Source organism: Micromonospora sp. DT43, from assembly GCF_049841645.1.
In the GTDB taxonomy this organism is placed as follows: domain Bacteria; phylum Actinomycetota; class Actinomycetes; order Mycobacteriales; family Micromonosporaceae; genus Micromonospora.
In genome coordinates, this window is the sequence record NZ_JBNCKR010000018.1 from 76,240 (window position 1) to 90,061 (window position 13,822).

Here is a 13,822-nt window from a genome sequence, read left to right on the forward strand (position 1 = left end):
CCTTCCGCGTCCTGCGGAAGGGGGCCGGCCCGTCGTGCTGGCGCTACGCCGTGATCAGGCGAAGCAGTTCTCGATGGTGCCGCCCGGGATGGCCAGGCAGTTCGTCGGACGGTTCGCGGTGATCGCCGACTTGTCGTCCACGTTCACCTCGCCGAAGAAGCTGAAGACCCCGCCCGGCTCGAAGGTGGAGAAGTTGTAGGCGACCTTCGCCTTCGACAGGTTGACCTCGCCGAAGATGTTGAAGATGCCGCCACCGACCCCGATCGGACCGATGGCCCGGTTGCCGACGACCTCGGTGTCGCGCAGCGTGGTGATGCTGCCGGCGTTGAAGAGCCCGCCGCCGAAGAAGCCGGCGGTGTTGTCCTTGATGGCGCCCTTCTCGAACGTGACCGCGCTGTCGAACGCGATGGCCACGCCGCCGCCGACACCGGCGGTGCTGTTCTTCTCGACCGTGCTGTTGTAGAGGTTGAGCTGGCTGTCCGCCGCGGCGAGACCGCCACCGGCGAGGACCGCGGTGTTCGAGGCGAACTTCGTCTCGTACGCCGTGGTGTTGCCCTCGATGTCGAGGTAGCCACCGCCGAAGCCCAGCGTCTCGTTGTCGGTGATCTCAGCCTTCTTCAGCTCGACGGTCCCACCGTCGACGTCGTCGGCGAAGATCCGCGCGGCACCGTTGGAGATGCCGCCACCACCGACGACTGCGGTGTTGTCGGTGATCTTCGACTCCTCGACCTTGAGCAGGCCGGCGTTGAAGACACCACCACCGAAGAAGAAGGCGGTGTTGCGGGTGACGGTGCTGTGCCAGATCTTCGTGGTGCCGAAGTTGGCCACGCCACCGCCGTTGCCGCCCGACTGGTTGAGGACGACCTCGGACTCCAGGATCTCGGCCGTGCCACCCGGCTGGACCAGGATGCCGGCACCGTCGTTCTCGTCCGGCTCCTCGACCAGCGGCGTGACGACGCCCGGCGCCGCCTTCGTCGCGGCCTTCGACGTCACCTTCGGCGCGGCCTTCAGGCCCGCCTTCGGGTTGGCCTGCCGCGTCGCGAGCGCCTGGTTCAGCGGAACGCCCGCCTTCACCTGCGCCGCGATCGCCTCGGAGTCCGAGTAGGACGCCCAGACGGCCGCCGGCTCGACGGAATCGAACAGTTCGAGGGTCTGGCCACCCTTGATGGTCAGGCCCTTGATGGTGAGGTGCCCACCGCTGCCGACGTTGAGGATCCGGAAGTAGTCGGCCGTGGCTTCCCGGACGATCGTCGTGTGCTCACCCTTGAGCGTGATGTTCTCGGTGATGACCGGCAGGCCGTTGCCCTCGAAGTCGTTACGGCTCAGGTTGTAGGTGCAGCCCTTGGCCAGCTCCAGCACACCGCCGTGCTTGTTGTTGGCGAACACGATCGCCTGAATCAGCTTGTCGGTGTCGCAGGGCACCTCCTTCCCGCGCTCGTGGTCCTTGTCGCGATCCTTGCCCTTGTCCTGGTCCTTGTCCTTGTCCCAGTCGCGGCCCTCGTCACCGTGCTGGTCGCCGTCCTTGCTGACCTGCGCGGTGTTCCAGTTCAGGCCGACCGCTCCGGCGCTGCCCGCGACGCCCACCGCCGCGAGACTGATCACGCCCGTCAGACCGGCCACGCCGCTGGCGAGCCAGAGCTTGCGGCGGCTCTTGGCCGTCGCCCGCCCGGAGGCTTCGTTGTTCGTTAGGTAGTTGGACATCGGAGCTCTCTGCCCTCTCCTCGTACCAGACAGGGTCGCCGCCCTCAGGCGGTCGTCCCCTGCTACAAATCGGTTGTAGCTCCCAAAAACACCGTATGAGAATGTTCCTCGCCTCGCGGGCGTATCCGAAACAACCCCACATTAGGTTCATGTTCGCGTTTGCCGGCCGGGAACCCCCGGCCGGGCACGCGGCCCCCAAGCCGGGCCGCCGAGCCTCTGACCAGCCCAAATGGGTACGCCCCTCCGTGCCGTGACCGGCTCGGAGGGGCGCGCCCTCTATGTGGTTCAGCCCCACCCGATCAGGCGAAGCAGTCCAGAACGTTGAAGCAGTTCGTCGGTCGGTTGGCAGTGACCGCGGACTCGTCGTCAAGCAACACCGTGCCGCCGAGGCTGTTGAAGATGCCCCCCGGCTCGAGCGTGGAGAAGTTGTACGCCACAGTCGTCCGGTGGAGCGTGACCTCGCTCCCCTCGGTGTTGACGATGCCGCCGCCCCGGCCGAACGGACCGACGGCCCGGTTGCCCGACACCTCGCTGTCGCGCAGCGTGGTGACGCCGTCGTCGTTGAAGAGGCCGCCGCCGGAGAAGCCAGCGGTGTTGTCCTTGATCCTGCTGTTCTCGATCGTCGCAACGCTGCCGTCGGTCAGGAACAGGCCGCCACCGTCGCGAGCGGCGCTGTTCTTGACCACCGTGGCGTCCTTGAGGGTGAGCTGGCTGTCCGCCACCGCGACGCCACCACCCTCGAGCACCGCGGTGTTGTCACCGACAGTCGTCTGGTGCAGCGTCGTGGTGCCCTCGACATCCAGCACGCCGCCGCCGAAGCCGAGCGTCTCGTTGTCGGTGACCTCGCTCTTGTAGACCCAGACCGAACCGCCCACAACGCCCTCGCTGCGAATCGCCGGCGCGCCGTTGGAGATGCCACCGCCACCGATGATTCCGGTGTTGTCCTTGACCTTCGACTCGTCGACCTGGAGTACGCCGGCGTTGAAGATGCCACCGCCGACGAAGAAGGCGGTGTTGTGCGCGACAGTCGTCTTGCTGAGCCTGGTGCTGCCGAAGTTGGCCAGCCCGCCGCCGCTGCCGCCGGACTGGTTGTAGAGCAGCTCACTGTCCAGGATCTCCGCGCGACCACCGGGCTGTACGAGCACCCCGGCGCCGTCGTTGAACCCGGGCTCCTCCACCAGCGGCACGACCGCAGCCGTGCTCGCCGCGGCCGGCGGGGCCTTGGCGATTGTCGCTGCCTGCTGGGCCGGTGCGGTCGCTGCCTTGGCCGCTGCCTGCTTGGCGGTTGCCTGCTGGGCCGCCGCTGCCTTCGCGGCGGAGGCCGCCTTGGCCGTTGCCACTGCCTGCTTGGCTGCCGCCGCTTCCGTGGCCGCCTTGGCCGCCGCCGTCGGCTCCGTCGCCTTGCCTGCCTCCGGCTTGCTCGCCGCCTTGGCCGCCGCCGTCGGCTCCGTCGCCTTGCCTGCCTCCGGCTTGCTCGCCGCCTTGGATGCTGCCGTCGGCTCCGCGACCTTGGCTGCTCTCGGCGCGGTCGGCACCGCCTTGGCCGTCGCGTTGGCCGTTGCCTGCTTGGCTGCCGTCGGCTCGGCTGCCGTCGTTGCCGCCTGCTTGGCTGCCGCTGCGGTGGCCTGGCCGGTTGCCGTGGTCGGCTTGGCCGCCTGCTTGGTTGCCGCTGCGGTGGCCGGGGCGGTTGTCGCCGCAGGCTTCGCTGCCGTGGCCGCCGCAGGCTTCGCTGCCGTGGCCGTTGCCGGCTTGGCTGCGGTGCCGGATGCGGTGACTGCCGTCGGCTTGGTCGTCGCGGCGGAGGTCCGGACGGAGGCCGAGTACGGCCCCCAGACCGTCGCCGGTTCCACGGTCATCGCCTGCTGGATGGTCTGCCCACCCTTGATGCTCAGGCCCTTGAGGGTGAGCTGCCCGCCCGGGCCGACGTTCAGGATGCGGAAGTAGTCGGCGGTGGCCTCACGACCAATTGTCGTGTGCTCGCCCCTGAGCGTGATGGGCTCGGTGATCACCGGGAGGCCGTTGCCGTCCTGGTTGCGGGTCAGGGTGTACGTGCAGCCCTTGGCCAGCTCCAGCACACCGCCGTCGCCGTTGTTGGCGAAGGTGATCGCCTGGATCAGCTTGTCCGAGTCGCAGGGCACCTCCTTGGTGCGGTCCTTCTCGTCCCGCTTGTCGTCCTTGCCGGCGCGGTCGTCGAAGCCACTCCAGTCGTCGCCGCTCCACTCGTCGTCGCCGCCGCTCTCCTTGGCGCCGCTCTCCCCGCCACCATCGGTGTTCCCGCCGGCGTCGCTGACGTTCTGCCGATTGGTCGACGACTGGGCGTCGGACACCCGGCCGGAGGTGGGCTTGTCGTCCCTGGCGGCCACACCGCCGAGGGCGGCCAGGCCGACCACACCGGTCAGGCCGGCGACGCCGGCAACCCACAGGGCCCGTCGTCGTCGTGTCGGCGGAGCCGTCGAGGCCCCGCCGTCGGTACTCGTTACGTCGTTTGACATCAGAGCCTTCCGCCCTTCCTACTACCAGACGGGGTCGCACCGCCCGCAGCGCCACGACCAGCCACAAATCGGTTGCAGCCTCCGATGCCCACCGTATGAGAACTATCTTCGCGAGGCGGACGTATCCGAGAAAACCCCGCATATGCCTCAGGTTAGGGCAGGGGCTCGGTAACCGTCCGGGGTGACAGGAAGGGGCGTGAGCAGCCCAAACGCGGTCGCGGCACTCGCTGCGGACCGAGCGTTAGGCGCTCGGACCGTCGCTGCCGCCACGCGCCGCCGCCGAGCGTGAGCGCTGCCACCGAGCGTGATCCACTCGGGTTCCTGGAAAGCGCGCTGTTCGAGCGGGTCGGAAGCCCCGGATTCAGGGAGCTCGAGTCGATCTTGGCTGGCGTGCTGGGCGTGGGGGTCGGGGCTGATTCGGTGCGGCCGGGACCGGGGCCGAGACTCGGACCGGGACCGGGACCGGGACCGGGACCGGGGCAGGGGCAGGGGCCGGGGCCGGGGCCGGGGTCGGTGGGGGCGGGGGCCGGTCCGGTGGGGTCGCAGGCTGGCCGTTGGGTCGGACTGGCCGGTGGGCCGAGGGCTGGCCCTGTGGACCAGGGCCGGTCCGGTGGGTCCGGGGCCGGCCGGCCCGGGCCGGGGGTGGTCACCGGCGAGGCTGGTCCGTGGGTCGGGCCGGTCGGGCCGGTCGGGCCGGTCGGGCCGGTCGGGCCGGTCGGGCCGGTCGGGCCGGTCGGGCGTGATCGACTCGGGTTCCTGGAAGCGCGCTGTCCGAGCGGGTCGGAAGCCCCGGATTCAAGGAACCCGAGTGGATCTAGGCGAGCGCCGGGGGGTGGGGGCAACGCCGCGCCCCTCCCGTCGGCACCCCGGAGGCCGGGGGCGGGGGAGGGGCGGGGCTTGCGGTCGGACGGGTCAGGCGGGCAGGCGGGGGCCTGCCTCGCGCTGCTCGGCCAGCCACGTCTCCACCTCGTCGGCGGTACGCGGCAGGCCGGCGGACAGGTTCACGGCACCGGTGGCAGTGACCAGTACGTCGTCCTCGATGCGGATGCCGATGCCGCGCAGCTCGGCGGGGACCAGCTCGTCCTCCGGCTGGAAGTACAGGCCCGGCTCGACGGTGAGCACGTAGCCCTCGCCCAGCGCGCCGTCGCGGTAGGTCTCCTTGCGGGCGTTCGAGCAGTCGTGCACGTCGATGCCGAGCATGTGGCCGAAGCCGTGCAGCGTCCACCGCCGGTAGACCGAGGACTTCTCGTCCATGGCCTCGTCAACGCTCACCGGCAGCAGGCCCAGGTCGGCCAGGCCCTCGGCGAGCACCCGCATGCAGGTCAGGTGGACGTCCTTGAACTTCACGCCGGGGCGGATGGCGTCGATGCCGGCCTGCTGTGAGGCGTACACGATGTCGTAGACCTGGCGTTGCAGGGCGGTGAACCGGCCGTTGACCGGCAGCACCCGCGTCACGTCGGCGGTGTAGAGGTTGCGTCCCTCGACGCCCATGTCCATCAGCAGCAGGTCACCCGGACGGGTGGCGCCGTGGTTGTGCACCCAGTGCAGGATCGTGGCGTGTTCGCCGGCGCCGACGATCGAGCCGTACCCGACGTCGTTGCCGTCGTGGCGGGCGCGCAGCGCGAAGATCCCCTCCAGCAGACGCTCCGAGACGGCGCGGTCGGCCGGCAGGATCCGGGCCACGTCCTCGAAGCCGCGCACCGTGGCGTCGATGGCGTCCTGGAGCTGGCCGATCTCCCACTCGTCCTTGACCAGCTTCTGCTCCGAGATGGCGATCGCCAGCTCCCGGTCGCGGGGCGGCTGCCCCTCGGCGCGGACCCCGTCGTACGGGCGGACGGCCGCGTCGACCTGGGCGTCGAAGCCGCGCAGGACCCGGGTGCGGCCGGGCGCCAGGTCGGCGAGCGTCGCCTCCAGGCCGGTCAGGTCGGCGGTGGGCAGGCCCAGCTCGGTGGACTTCTCGCCGAGGGTGTGCCGCCGGCCGACCCACAGCTCACCGTGCCGGCTGCGGAAGAACTCGTCGGTCTCGCGGGACGAGCGGGGCCGCATGTACAGCGTCGCGTCGTGCCCCGAGCCGTTCGGGCGCAGCACCAGCACGCTGTCCGGGTCGTGGTCACCGGTCAGGTAGGCGAAGTCGCTGCCCGGCCGGAACGGGTAGGCGGTGTCGTTGGCGCGGACCTTTTCGCCGCCGGTCGGGATGACAAGTGTCTCGCCGGGGAAGGCCGCCGAGAGCGCGGCGCGGCGCTTGGCGTAGTTGGGCGCCTCGGGACGGGGCGTGACCGGGAGTTCAGTGTCCCGCCAGCCCTGCCGCATGAAGGACAGGAACGCCTCCGGAAAGTCCGGATCGTGCGATTCCGTGCCGTCTGTCGGCGTACCGTCGGTGCTTTCCTCGGTCATTGCGCCGCTCCCTCCGCGTCGTTGCTGGTCCCGACGGTACCGCGTGCCCGGTTCGCGTTGGTGGCGGCCGGGAGCGCTCCGGATCGACGGACGGCTGCGACGGGCCGACAGACCGCGTGGAAAGATGACCACCATGTGCGGACTCCTGGCCTTCTTCAGCGCGAACGGTAACGCCGCCGCGCACCGCGACCACATCGCCGGAGCATTGGAATGCCTGCACCACCGCGGCCCCGACGAGACAGGGGTCGAGGTGGTCGGTGACGCCTCCGGCCGGTACGCGGACGGCGTGTTCGCCCACAAGCGGCTCGCCATCATCGACGTGGCGTCGAGTCACGAGCCGCTGCCCTACGCGAACGGCCGTTACCTGCTCACCTTCAACGGTGAGATCTACAACTACATCGAGCTGCGCGACGAGCTCGTCCGGAACTTCGGCGCGCAGTTCGCCACCGCCGGTGACGGTGAGGTGATCGTCGCCGGCTACCACTTCTGGGGCGAGCAGGTGCTCACCCGCCTGCGCGGCATGTTCGCCTTCGTCATCTGGGACCGGCAGGAACGGCGCGCGTTCGGCGCCCGCGACTACTTCGGCATCAAGCCGCTGCACTACCTGGAGACCGCCGACGGCCTGTACCTGGCGTCGGAGAAGAAGGCGCTGCTGCCGTTCGCGCACAGCAGCTACCAGGGCGACGCGGGCGTCGACGCGGCGAACCTGAGCCACTACCTGACCCTGCAGTACGTTCCGGAGCCCGGCACCCTGCACAAGGGCATCAGCCGTATCGGCTCGGGGGAGTACCTGAGCTGGACCCCGGGCGGTCGCATCGACGTACGCCGGTGGTACCGGCCGGTGTTCCGGCCCGCGCCTGTCGACGACGAGCAGAAGCTGTACCACGAGATCCGGGAGACGCTGCGCGAGAGCGTCCGCATGCACATGCGCTCCGACGTGCCGGTCGGCTCGTTCCTGTCCAGCGGCATCGACTCGACAGCTGTCGTCGCGCTGGCCCGCGAGTTCAACCCGAACATCCTCACCTTCACTGTCGGCTACGACGTGCCGGGCTATTCGGAGATCGACGTCGCGCAGGAGTCGGCCCGGCACCTGGACGTCACCACCATCCCCACCAAGATCGGTCCGCAGGACATGATCGACGCGCTGCCGAAGATCGTCTGGCACCTCGACGACCCGGTGGCGGACCCGGCGCTGGTGCCGCTCTACTTCGTGGCGAAGAAGGCCGCCGAGCACGTCACTGTCGTGCTCTCCGGCGAGGGCGCGGACGAGTTCTTCGGCGGTTACACGATCTACCGGGAGCCGCTGTCGCTCGGCACCGTCAACGGCCTGCCCGGTGGGGTGCAGAAGGGGCTGCGCGCCGTCTCCAAGGCGATCCCGCAGGGGGTCAAGGGCAAGAGCTTCCTGGAGCGCGGCACCACCCCGATCGAGGAGCGCTACTACGGCAACGCCCGGATGTTCACCGAGGAGGAGAAGCAGCACCTGCTGCGGCGCTACGACCCCTCGGTGCGCTACACGGACGTGACCGCACCGATCTACGCCGAGTGCACCGAGCTGGACGACGTCACCAAGATGCAGTACGTCGACCTCTACACCTGGCTGCGCGGCGACATCCTGGTCAAGGCCGACCGGATCTCGATGTCGCACTCGCTGGAGGTGCGGGTGCCGTTCCTCGACCGTGAGGTCTTCGACGTCGCGGCCAAGATCCCGGTGGACCTGAAGCTGCCGCCGCGCTCGGACGCCACCAAGTACGCGATGCGTCAGGCGTTGCAGGGTGTCGTGCCGCCGGCGATCGTCAACCGCAAGAAGCTGGGCTTCCCGACGCCCACCCGGGTCTGGCTGCGCGGCGAGATGTACGAGTGGGCCCGGCACGTGCTCAGCACCTCGGGCGCGGGCGACCTGCTCGACCTGTCGTACGCGCTGCGGCTGCTCGACGAGCACAAGCGGGAGGAGGCCGACCACTCCCGCAAGGTGTGGACGGTGCTGATCTTCTGCATCTGGCACGCCATCTTCGTGGCCAAGACGCTCGACCCGGGCATCCAGCGCAACCAGTCCGCCCTGCTGACGAAGCCTGTGGTCGGCAGCATGGTCCGCTGACCCCGTCCCACCCTGTCGATCAAGAGGTTTGCGTCACCCGAGCGATTCCGGGTGACGCAAACCTCTTGATCATTTAGTGGGGTGTGCGGTCAGCGGCGAGCGCAGCTGACCGTCGGGAGGGTGTTCGTTCCTGTACTGCTGGCCAGGAAGCCGAACGTGGTGGTGCCCTCCGGTGCGATCGTGCCGTTGTACCCGACATTTGTCGCCGTCACCGAAGCTCCGGACGTCGTCTGTGTGGCACTCCAGATCTGATTGATCGCCTGCCCGCTGGGCCAGGTCCAGCTCGCGGTCCAGCCGGAGAACGGCGTACTGCCGTGGTTCATGATCATGACTTCGCCCTGGAAGCCACCCTGCCACGTGCTCGTCACCTTGTAGACGGCCATGCAGTCGCTGCCACCCGGCGGCGGGGTGGTCGGCGGTGCGGTGGTCGGGGGTGCCGTCGTCGGCGGCGCGGTCGTCGGCGGCGCGGTCGTCGGCGGCGCGGTGGTCGGCGGTGCGGTGGTGGGCGGTGCGGTGGTCGGGTTCGAGCCGCCCGGACCCACACCTGTGACCTGACCGCTGCCGCCGTCGAAGGTCACGTCGGAGCAGCCGAAGAAGTTCTCCTGCGAGTCCGAGCGCACCCAGCGGGAGTAGATGATGTGCCGGCCGCTCTTGCCCGACGGGAGGTTGCCGCTGAAGTAGTAGTGCCCGTCGTTGGTGCCGACGCCGCCGCGCTGCGGCGGGTTGGTCACCGTCAGGAACGGCTGCTCCAGGTCACTCCAGGCCAGCGCCCGGGTCGGGCTCCAGCTGTCCTTGGTGACGTAGAAGTAGAACGTGCCCGGGTGGTGCGCCCAGTTGCTGTACCGGAAGTCCAGCCGCGCGCCGGAGGTCAGGTGGGTCAGCGGCCAGTCGGTGCGCGCCAGGTCGTAACCCTTGTAACCGGGGTTGCCGCCACTGCACAGCTGCCCGTCCGGAATGAAGCCGGTGGTCCGACCACCGGCGTCCGAGCGCAGCACGCTGAACCAGTTGTAGAGCGAGTTCGCCCCGCTCTGCGCCACCGCGGCGGAGCACGCCGGGTTGTTCGGTTTGACCTCGCCGGTCTGGCTGAGCCCGTCCTGCCAGCAGAGGTAGGTACGGCTGCCCGGTGTCATCGCCGCGCCGTGCGCGGCGGCCGGTTGCGGACTGGACGCCAGGGCGACGGCGCCCAGAGCGAGGGTAAGGGCCGCGGTGAGCACTGCGGCCGTACGGGAACGGTTCACGGGTTCTCCTGACTCGCGAGGCGTGCAGCCCGAGCCGCCTCGCCGCAATCGGGTGGGATGAGGTGTCGTGTCGCAGCGCCCCGGGGGCGGATACGACGATCACCGTGACGTGCCCCGGCAGAAGATCGGCCAGCGGACACACGCCATCAACGGTCCTGTCCTGGACCGGTGCCCTCGCGTTGAACTCAACCCGGCAACCGGCGGCGCGGCAGCCCTCGCACCGCCCGGTACGCGTCATCCCATCACGCCACCCGCCGTCAGCGCAATAGTCGATCCTCGATGTGTCAAACACGGCTGGTGTGGCCCGTGGGCTCACCCGTCTCCCGATCGGATCGACGGGTTCTCTCCTATAGTGATGGTCTGCATCCCCACGGCGACGACTGCCGTCCGGGTAGATCTCCCACCTCGACGCGGTGCACGTCGCCGGGTCGGTCGTACGGCGGGACCGGCCGGCGACGAGACGAAGGAGGCGGCAGCGCGTGCCCGACGTGTTCGACGACCTGCACCGCCGCTGCCGCGCCGGCGAGACGGTGGCCCTGGCCACCGTCGTGGCCACCTGGCGGTCCGCGCCGCAGCCGCCCGGTGCCGCCATGCTCGTGGCCGCCGACGGCACGGTCACCGGCAGCGTCTCCGGCGGCTGCGTCGAGGCCGACCTCTACGAGCGTGCCCGCCACGTGCTCGACACCGGCGTACCCGAGCTCGTCCACTACGGCGTCAGCGACGACGAGGCGTACGCCGTGGGTCTGACCTGCGGCGGAATGCTCGACGTGTTCGTGGAGCGGATCGACGACGGCGCCCTCGCGCAGCTGGACGCGGTCGCCGCCGCGCGGCAGGCCGGCGAACCGGCCGCGGTCGTCACCTGTGTGGCGGCCGACGCGGGTGACTCCCCGGGCGGGACGCCTACCGACCCGGCGGGGCGACTGGGTCGACGGCTGGCGCTCACCGGGGGGCAGGTGACCGGCTCGCTCGGCGACGACCGGCTGGACGACGCCGCGGCCGACGACGCGCTCGGGCTGCTCGCCGCCGGGCACAGCGGCGTGCTCCGGTACGGCTACCACGGGCAGCGCCGGGGCGCCGGCCTCAGCCTCTTCGTGGCCGCGTACACCACCGCACCCCGGATGATCGTCTTCGGGGCGATCGACTTCGCGGCCGCGGTGGCCCGGATCGGCGCGTTCCTCGGCTACCGGGTGACCGTCTGCGACGCCCGTGCCGTCTTCGCCACCGGCCGGCGCTTCCCGGACGCGCACGAGGTGGTGGTGCAGTGGCCGCACCGCTATCTACGGTCCGAGGTCGACGCTGGCCGGGTCGACGCGCGCACAGTCGTCTGCGTGCTCACCCACGACCCGAAGTTCGACGTGCCGCTGCTGGCGCTGGCCCTGCGCCAACAGGTGGCGTACGTCGGCGCGATGGGGTCGCGGCGCACCCACGACGAGCGGCACAAGCTGCTGCGCGAGGCCGGGCTCAGCCCGGAGCAGCTCGACCGGCTCGCCTCACCGATCGGGCTGGACCTCGGTGGGCGTACACCCGAGGAGACCGCGGTGAGCGTCGCCGCGCAGATCGTCGCGGCCCGCTGGGGCGGCAGCGGCCGGCCCCTGTCCGCGCTCGACGGACCGATCCACCACGCGGGCTGATCGCGGCGCCGCGTCTTCGCCGCTCACCGGGCCGCGCGCTGTGCCAGCCTGGTTCCAGGCGGCCGTCGTGGCCGGCGGCGGCGACGACGAGGGGGACTCCCGATGGGGTACGCGGTGGTGCTCGGCGAGGCGCTCGTCGACCTGCTCGACACCGAGCGTGACGGGGAACGGGTCTACCGGCAGGCGATCGGCGGTGGGCCGCTCAACGTCGCCGTCGGGGTGACCCGGCTCGGCGGCGCGGCGCAGTTCGTCGGCTCGCTCGGTGACGACGTGCTGGGCGGGCGCATCCGCGGCTTCCTGACCGAGGTCGGCGTCGGTGTCGCCGGTGTTGTCACGGTGCCGGCGTCGACCACGCTCGCGGTGGTCACGTACGCCGGGCCGGAACCCGACTTCCGCTTCTACGGCGAGCCGCCCTCCTACGGCCTGCTCGGCCCCGACGACCTGGACGTGACGCTTGTCCAGGGCGCGGACGTGCTCTACTGCGGCTCCGTCGTGCTGCTTCGCCCCGACACCCTGGCCGCCGCTCGCCGGGCCTGGTCGCTCGCCGCCGGGCTGCGCGTCTTCGACCCGAACGTACGCCCCCGCCTGCTCGACGGGCCGGCCGCGCTGGACGGTCTGCGCGAGGTGGTGGCCGAGTTCGCCGCGGGCGCGCACCTGGTCAAGCTGAGCGCCGTCGACGCCAAGCTGCTCTACCCGGGCGAGCCGGTCGAGGGGGTGGCCGCGTACCTGCGGGAGCTGGGCGCGGCCACGGTGGTGGTGACGCTCGGCGCGGCCGGCGCGGTGCTGGCCGCCGCCGGCGCCGATCCGGTACGGGTGCCGGCCTCCAAGGTCGACGCGATCGACGCCACCGGTGCCGGCGACTCGGTCATGGCCGCGCTCATCGCCGACCTGCTCCTCGACGGCGAGCCGGACGACCCGGCGGTCTGGGTCGAACGGGTGGCCTTCGCGCTGCGGGTGGCGGGCCTGGTCTGCGAGTCCCCGGGCGGCGCCACCGCCATGCCCACCCGCGCCGACGTCACCCGTCGCTTCGGGCGTTAGGGCGTGCCGTTGAGTTCGACGTAGCCGCGGCGGGCGGCGATCAGGGCCGCGCGGGCACCGAAGGGCGCCTCGGCGGCCACCCGCTCCGGCGGCGCGTCACCCGTGTGCGCGGCCCGGATCAGCCAGGCCAGTCGCACCAGCTCGGCGTGCTGGGCGTGGACGAACCCGACGTCCACCGGGTCGCCGTGGCCCGGCACGACCACCGTGCGCGCGGTCGTCAGCCGCAGCAGGTCCGCGACCGCGTCCGGCCACTGCAGGGGGTACGAGTCCTCGAAGGCGGGCGGGCCGCTCTGCTCCACCAGATCACCGGCGACGAGCACGTCCGCGTCGGGCACGTGCACCACCAGGTCGGCGTCGGTGTGCCCGCGCCCCGGGTGCCGCAGCAGCACCCGCCGGCCACCCAGGTCGAGCGCGGTCTCGGTGTGCACCGGGTGCGTCGCAGCGAGCAGCGGGGTATCGGCCAGCTCGGCGGCCAGCTCCGGGTGCTCCGTCCGCACCTCCTCGTACGCCTCCCGGCGCAGCCGCTCCGGCTCCTCGCGCAGGGCCGCGGCGGCCCGCTCGTGCGCGTACACGGGGCGGGTTGGCTCGCCGGCCAGGACGGCGTTGCCGAAGCAGTGGTCGTAGTGGTGGTGGGTGTTGACAAGCGTCAGCGGGCGGTCGGTGACCCGCCCGACGGCGGCGGCCAGCTCCGTGGCCTGCCGGGCGGAGGAGAGCGTGTCCACCAGCAGCGCCTCGTCGTCGCCGACGACAAGTGTGACGTTCACCCGCAGCAGGGGCTCGCGCAGCACGTACACCCGGTCGGCGACCTCGGCGAACCCGGCGCTCACGACGACCGCCCGGCCCGGTCGACGAAGCGTTGCCGGTCCACCACGATCCGGTCGACCCGGCCCCGGGCCACCGTCTGGTCACCGTCGGCGACGGTGACCTCGAACGACAACCGGCGACCGTCGACGGCCGCCAGCAGCGCCTGCGCCCGCACCGTGCGCCCGACCACTGTCGGCGCGAGGTGCTCCAACTCGACCCGGGTGCCCACCGTTGTCGATCCGGCCGCCAGCGTGGCCGCCGTGGCCGCGACGGTGGCCGCCTCGGCCAGCGCGAGCACCCGTGGTGTGCCCAGCACCGGTACGTCCCCCGAACCGACCGCCTGGGCGGTGTCCGTTTCGGTGACTGTCAGTTCGACCTGGGCGGTCAGACCCGGTGCGAGGGCCGACTCGGGCTGCTCCTGCATGGTCG

General features: G+C 71.2%; 9 protein-coding genes. 3 read left to right on the forward strand and 6 right to left on the reverse strand.

Annotation, left to right across the window (positions count from 1 at the left end):
- Positions 1–54: 54 nt before the first annotated feature.
- From ACLQ26_RS29945 to ACLQ26_RS29955, 3 genes are all read right to left on the reverse strand, one after another.
- Positions 55–1,701 carry a hypothetical protein gene (locus ACLQ26_RS29945; RefSeq protein WP_425747696.1) on the reverse strand — a complete coding sequence of 549 codons (1,647 nt, stop codon included), beginning with the start codon at positions 1,699–1,701 and terminating at the stop codon, positions 55–57.
- A 299-nt stretch (positions 1,702–2,000) separates the two neighbouring features.
- Positions 2,001–4,193, reverse strand: a complete 2,193-nt coding sequence (locus ACLQ26_RS29950; RefSeq protein WP_425747697.1) for a right-handed parallel beta-helix repeat-containing protein — start codon at positions 4,191–4,193, stop codon at positions 2,001–2,003.
- Positions 4,194–5,105: 912 nt separating this feature from the next.
- Positions 5,106–6,587: an aminopeptidase P family protein gene (locus tag ACLQ26_RS29955; protein ID WP_425747698.1), complete on the reverse strand. Its 1,482-nt coding sequence runs from the start codon at positions 6,585–6,587 to the stop codon at positions 5,106–5,108.
- 133 nt (positions 6,588–6,720) lie between these two features.
- On the opposite strand from ACLQ26_RS29955, the gene asnB reads away from it, so the two are divergent.
- Positions 6,721–8,682 carry an asparagine synthase (glutamine-hydrolyzing) gene (gene asnB, locus ACLQ26_RS29960; RefSeq protein ID WP_425747700.1) on the forward strand — a complete coding sequence of 654 codons (1,962 nt, stop codon included), beginning with the start codon at positions 6,721–6,723 and terminating at the stop codon, positions 8,680–8,682.
- A gap of 89 nt (positions 8,683–8,771) precedes the next feature.
- On the opposite strand, the gene ACLQ26_RS29965 is transcribed toward asnB, so the two are convergent.
- Entirely contained in the window at positions 8,772–9,920 is a 1,149-nt protein-coding gene (locus tag ACLQ26_RS29965; RefSeq protein WP_425747701.1) for a lytic polysaccharide monooxygenase auxiliary activity family 9 protein, read from the reverse strand.
- Positions 9,921–10,399: 479 nt separating this feature from the next.
- On the opposite strand from ACLQ26_RS29965, the gene ACLQ26_RS29970 reads away from it, so the two are divergent.
- Both ACLQ26_RS29970 and ACLQ26_RS29975 read left to right on the forward strand, forming a co-directional pair.
- The gene (locus ACLQ26_RS29970) at positions 10,400–11,551 is read left to right on the forward strand and encodes an XdhC family protein (RefSeq protein ID WP_425747702.1); all 1,152 of its coding nucleotides are present in this window, start codon (positions 10,400–10,402) and stop codon (positions 11,549–11,551) included.
- Positions 11,552–11,653: 102 nt separating this feature from the next.
- Positions 11,654–12,589, forward strand: a complete 936-nt coding sequence (locus ACLQ26_RS29975) for a PfkB family carbohydrate kinase (RefSeq protein ID WP_425747703.1) — start codon at positions 11,654–11,656, stop codon at positions 12,587–12,589.
- Here the strand turns inward: ACLQ26_RS29975 and ACLQ26_RS29980 are convergent.
- Together ACLQ26_RS29980 and ACLQ26_RS29985 are read right to left on the reverse strand one after the other, a co-directional pair.
- Complete coding sequence (locus tag ACLQ26_RS29980; protein ID WP_425747704.1) at positions 12,586–13,416, reverse strand: MBL fold metallo-hydrolase; 831 nt, start codon at positions 13,414–13,416, stop codon at positions 12,586–12,588. The genes ACLQ26_RS29975 and ACLQ26_RS29980 overlap by 4 nt on opposite strands.
- The gene (locus ACLQ26_RS29985) at positions 13,413–13,817 is read right to left on the reverse strand and encodes a thioesterase family protein (RefSeq protein ID WP_425747705.1); all 405 of its coding nucleotides are present in this window, start codon (positions 13,815–13,817) and stop codon (positions 13,413–13,415) included. The genes ACLQ26_RS29980 and ACLQ26_RS29985 overlap by 4 nt, the downstream gene beginning before the upstream one ends.
- Positions 13,818–13,822: the final 5 nt, after the last annotated feature.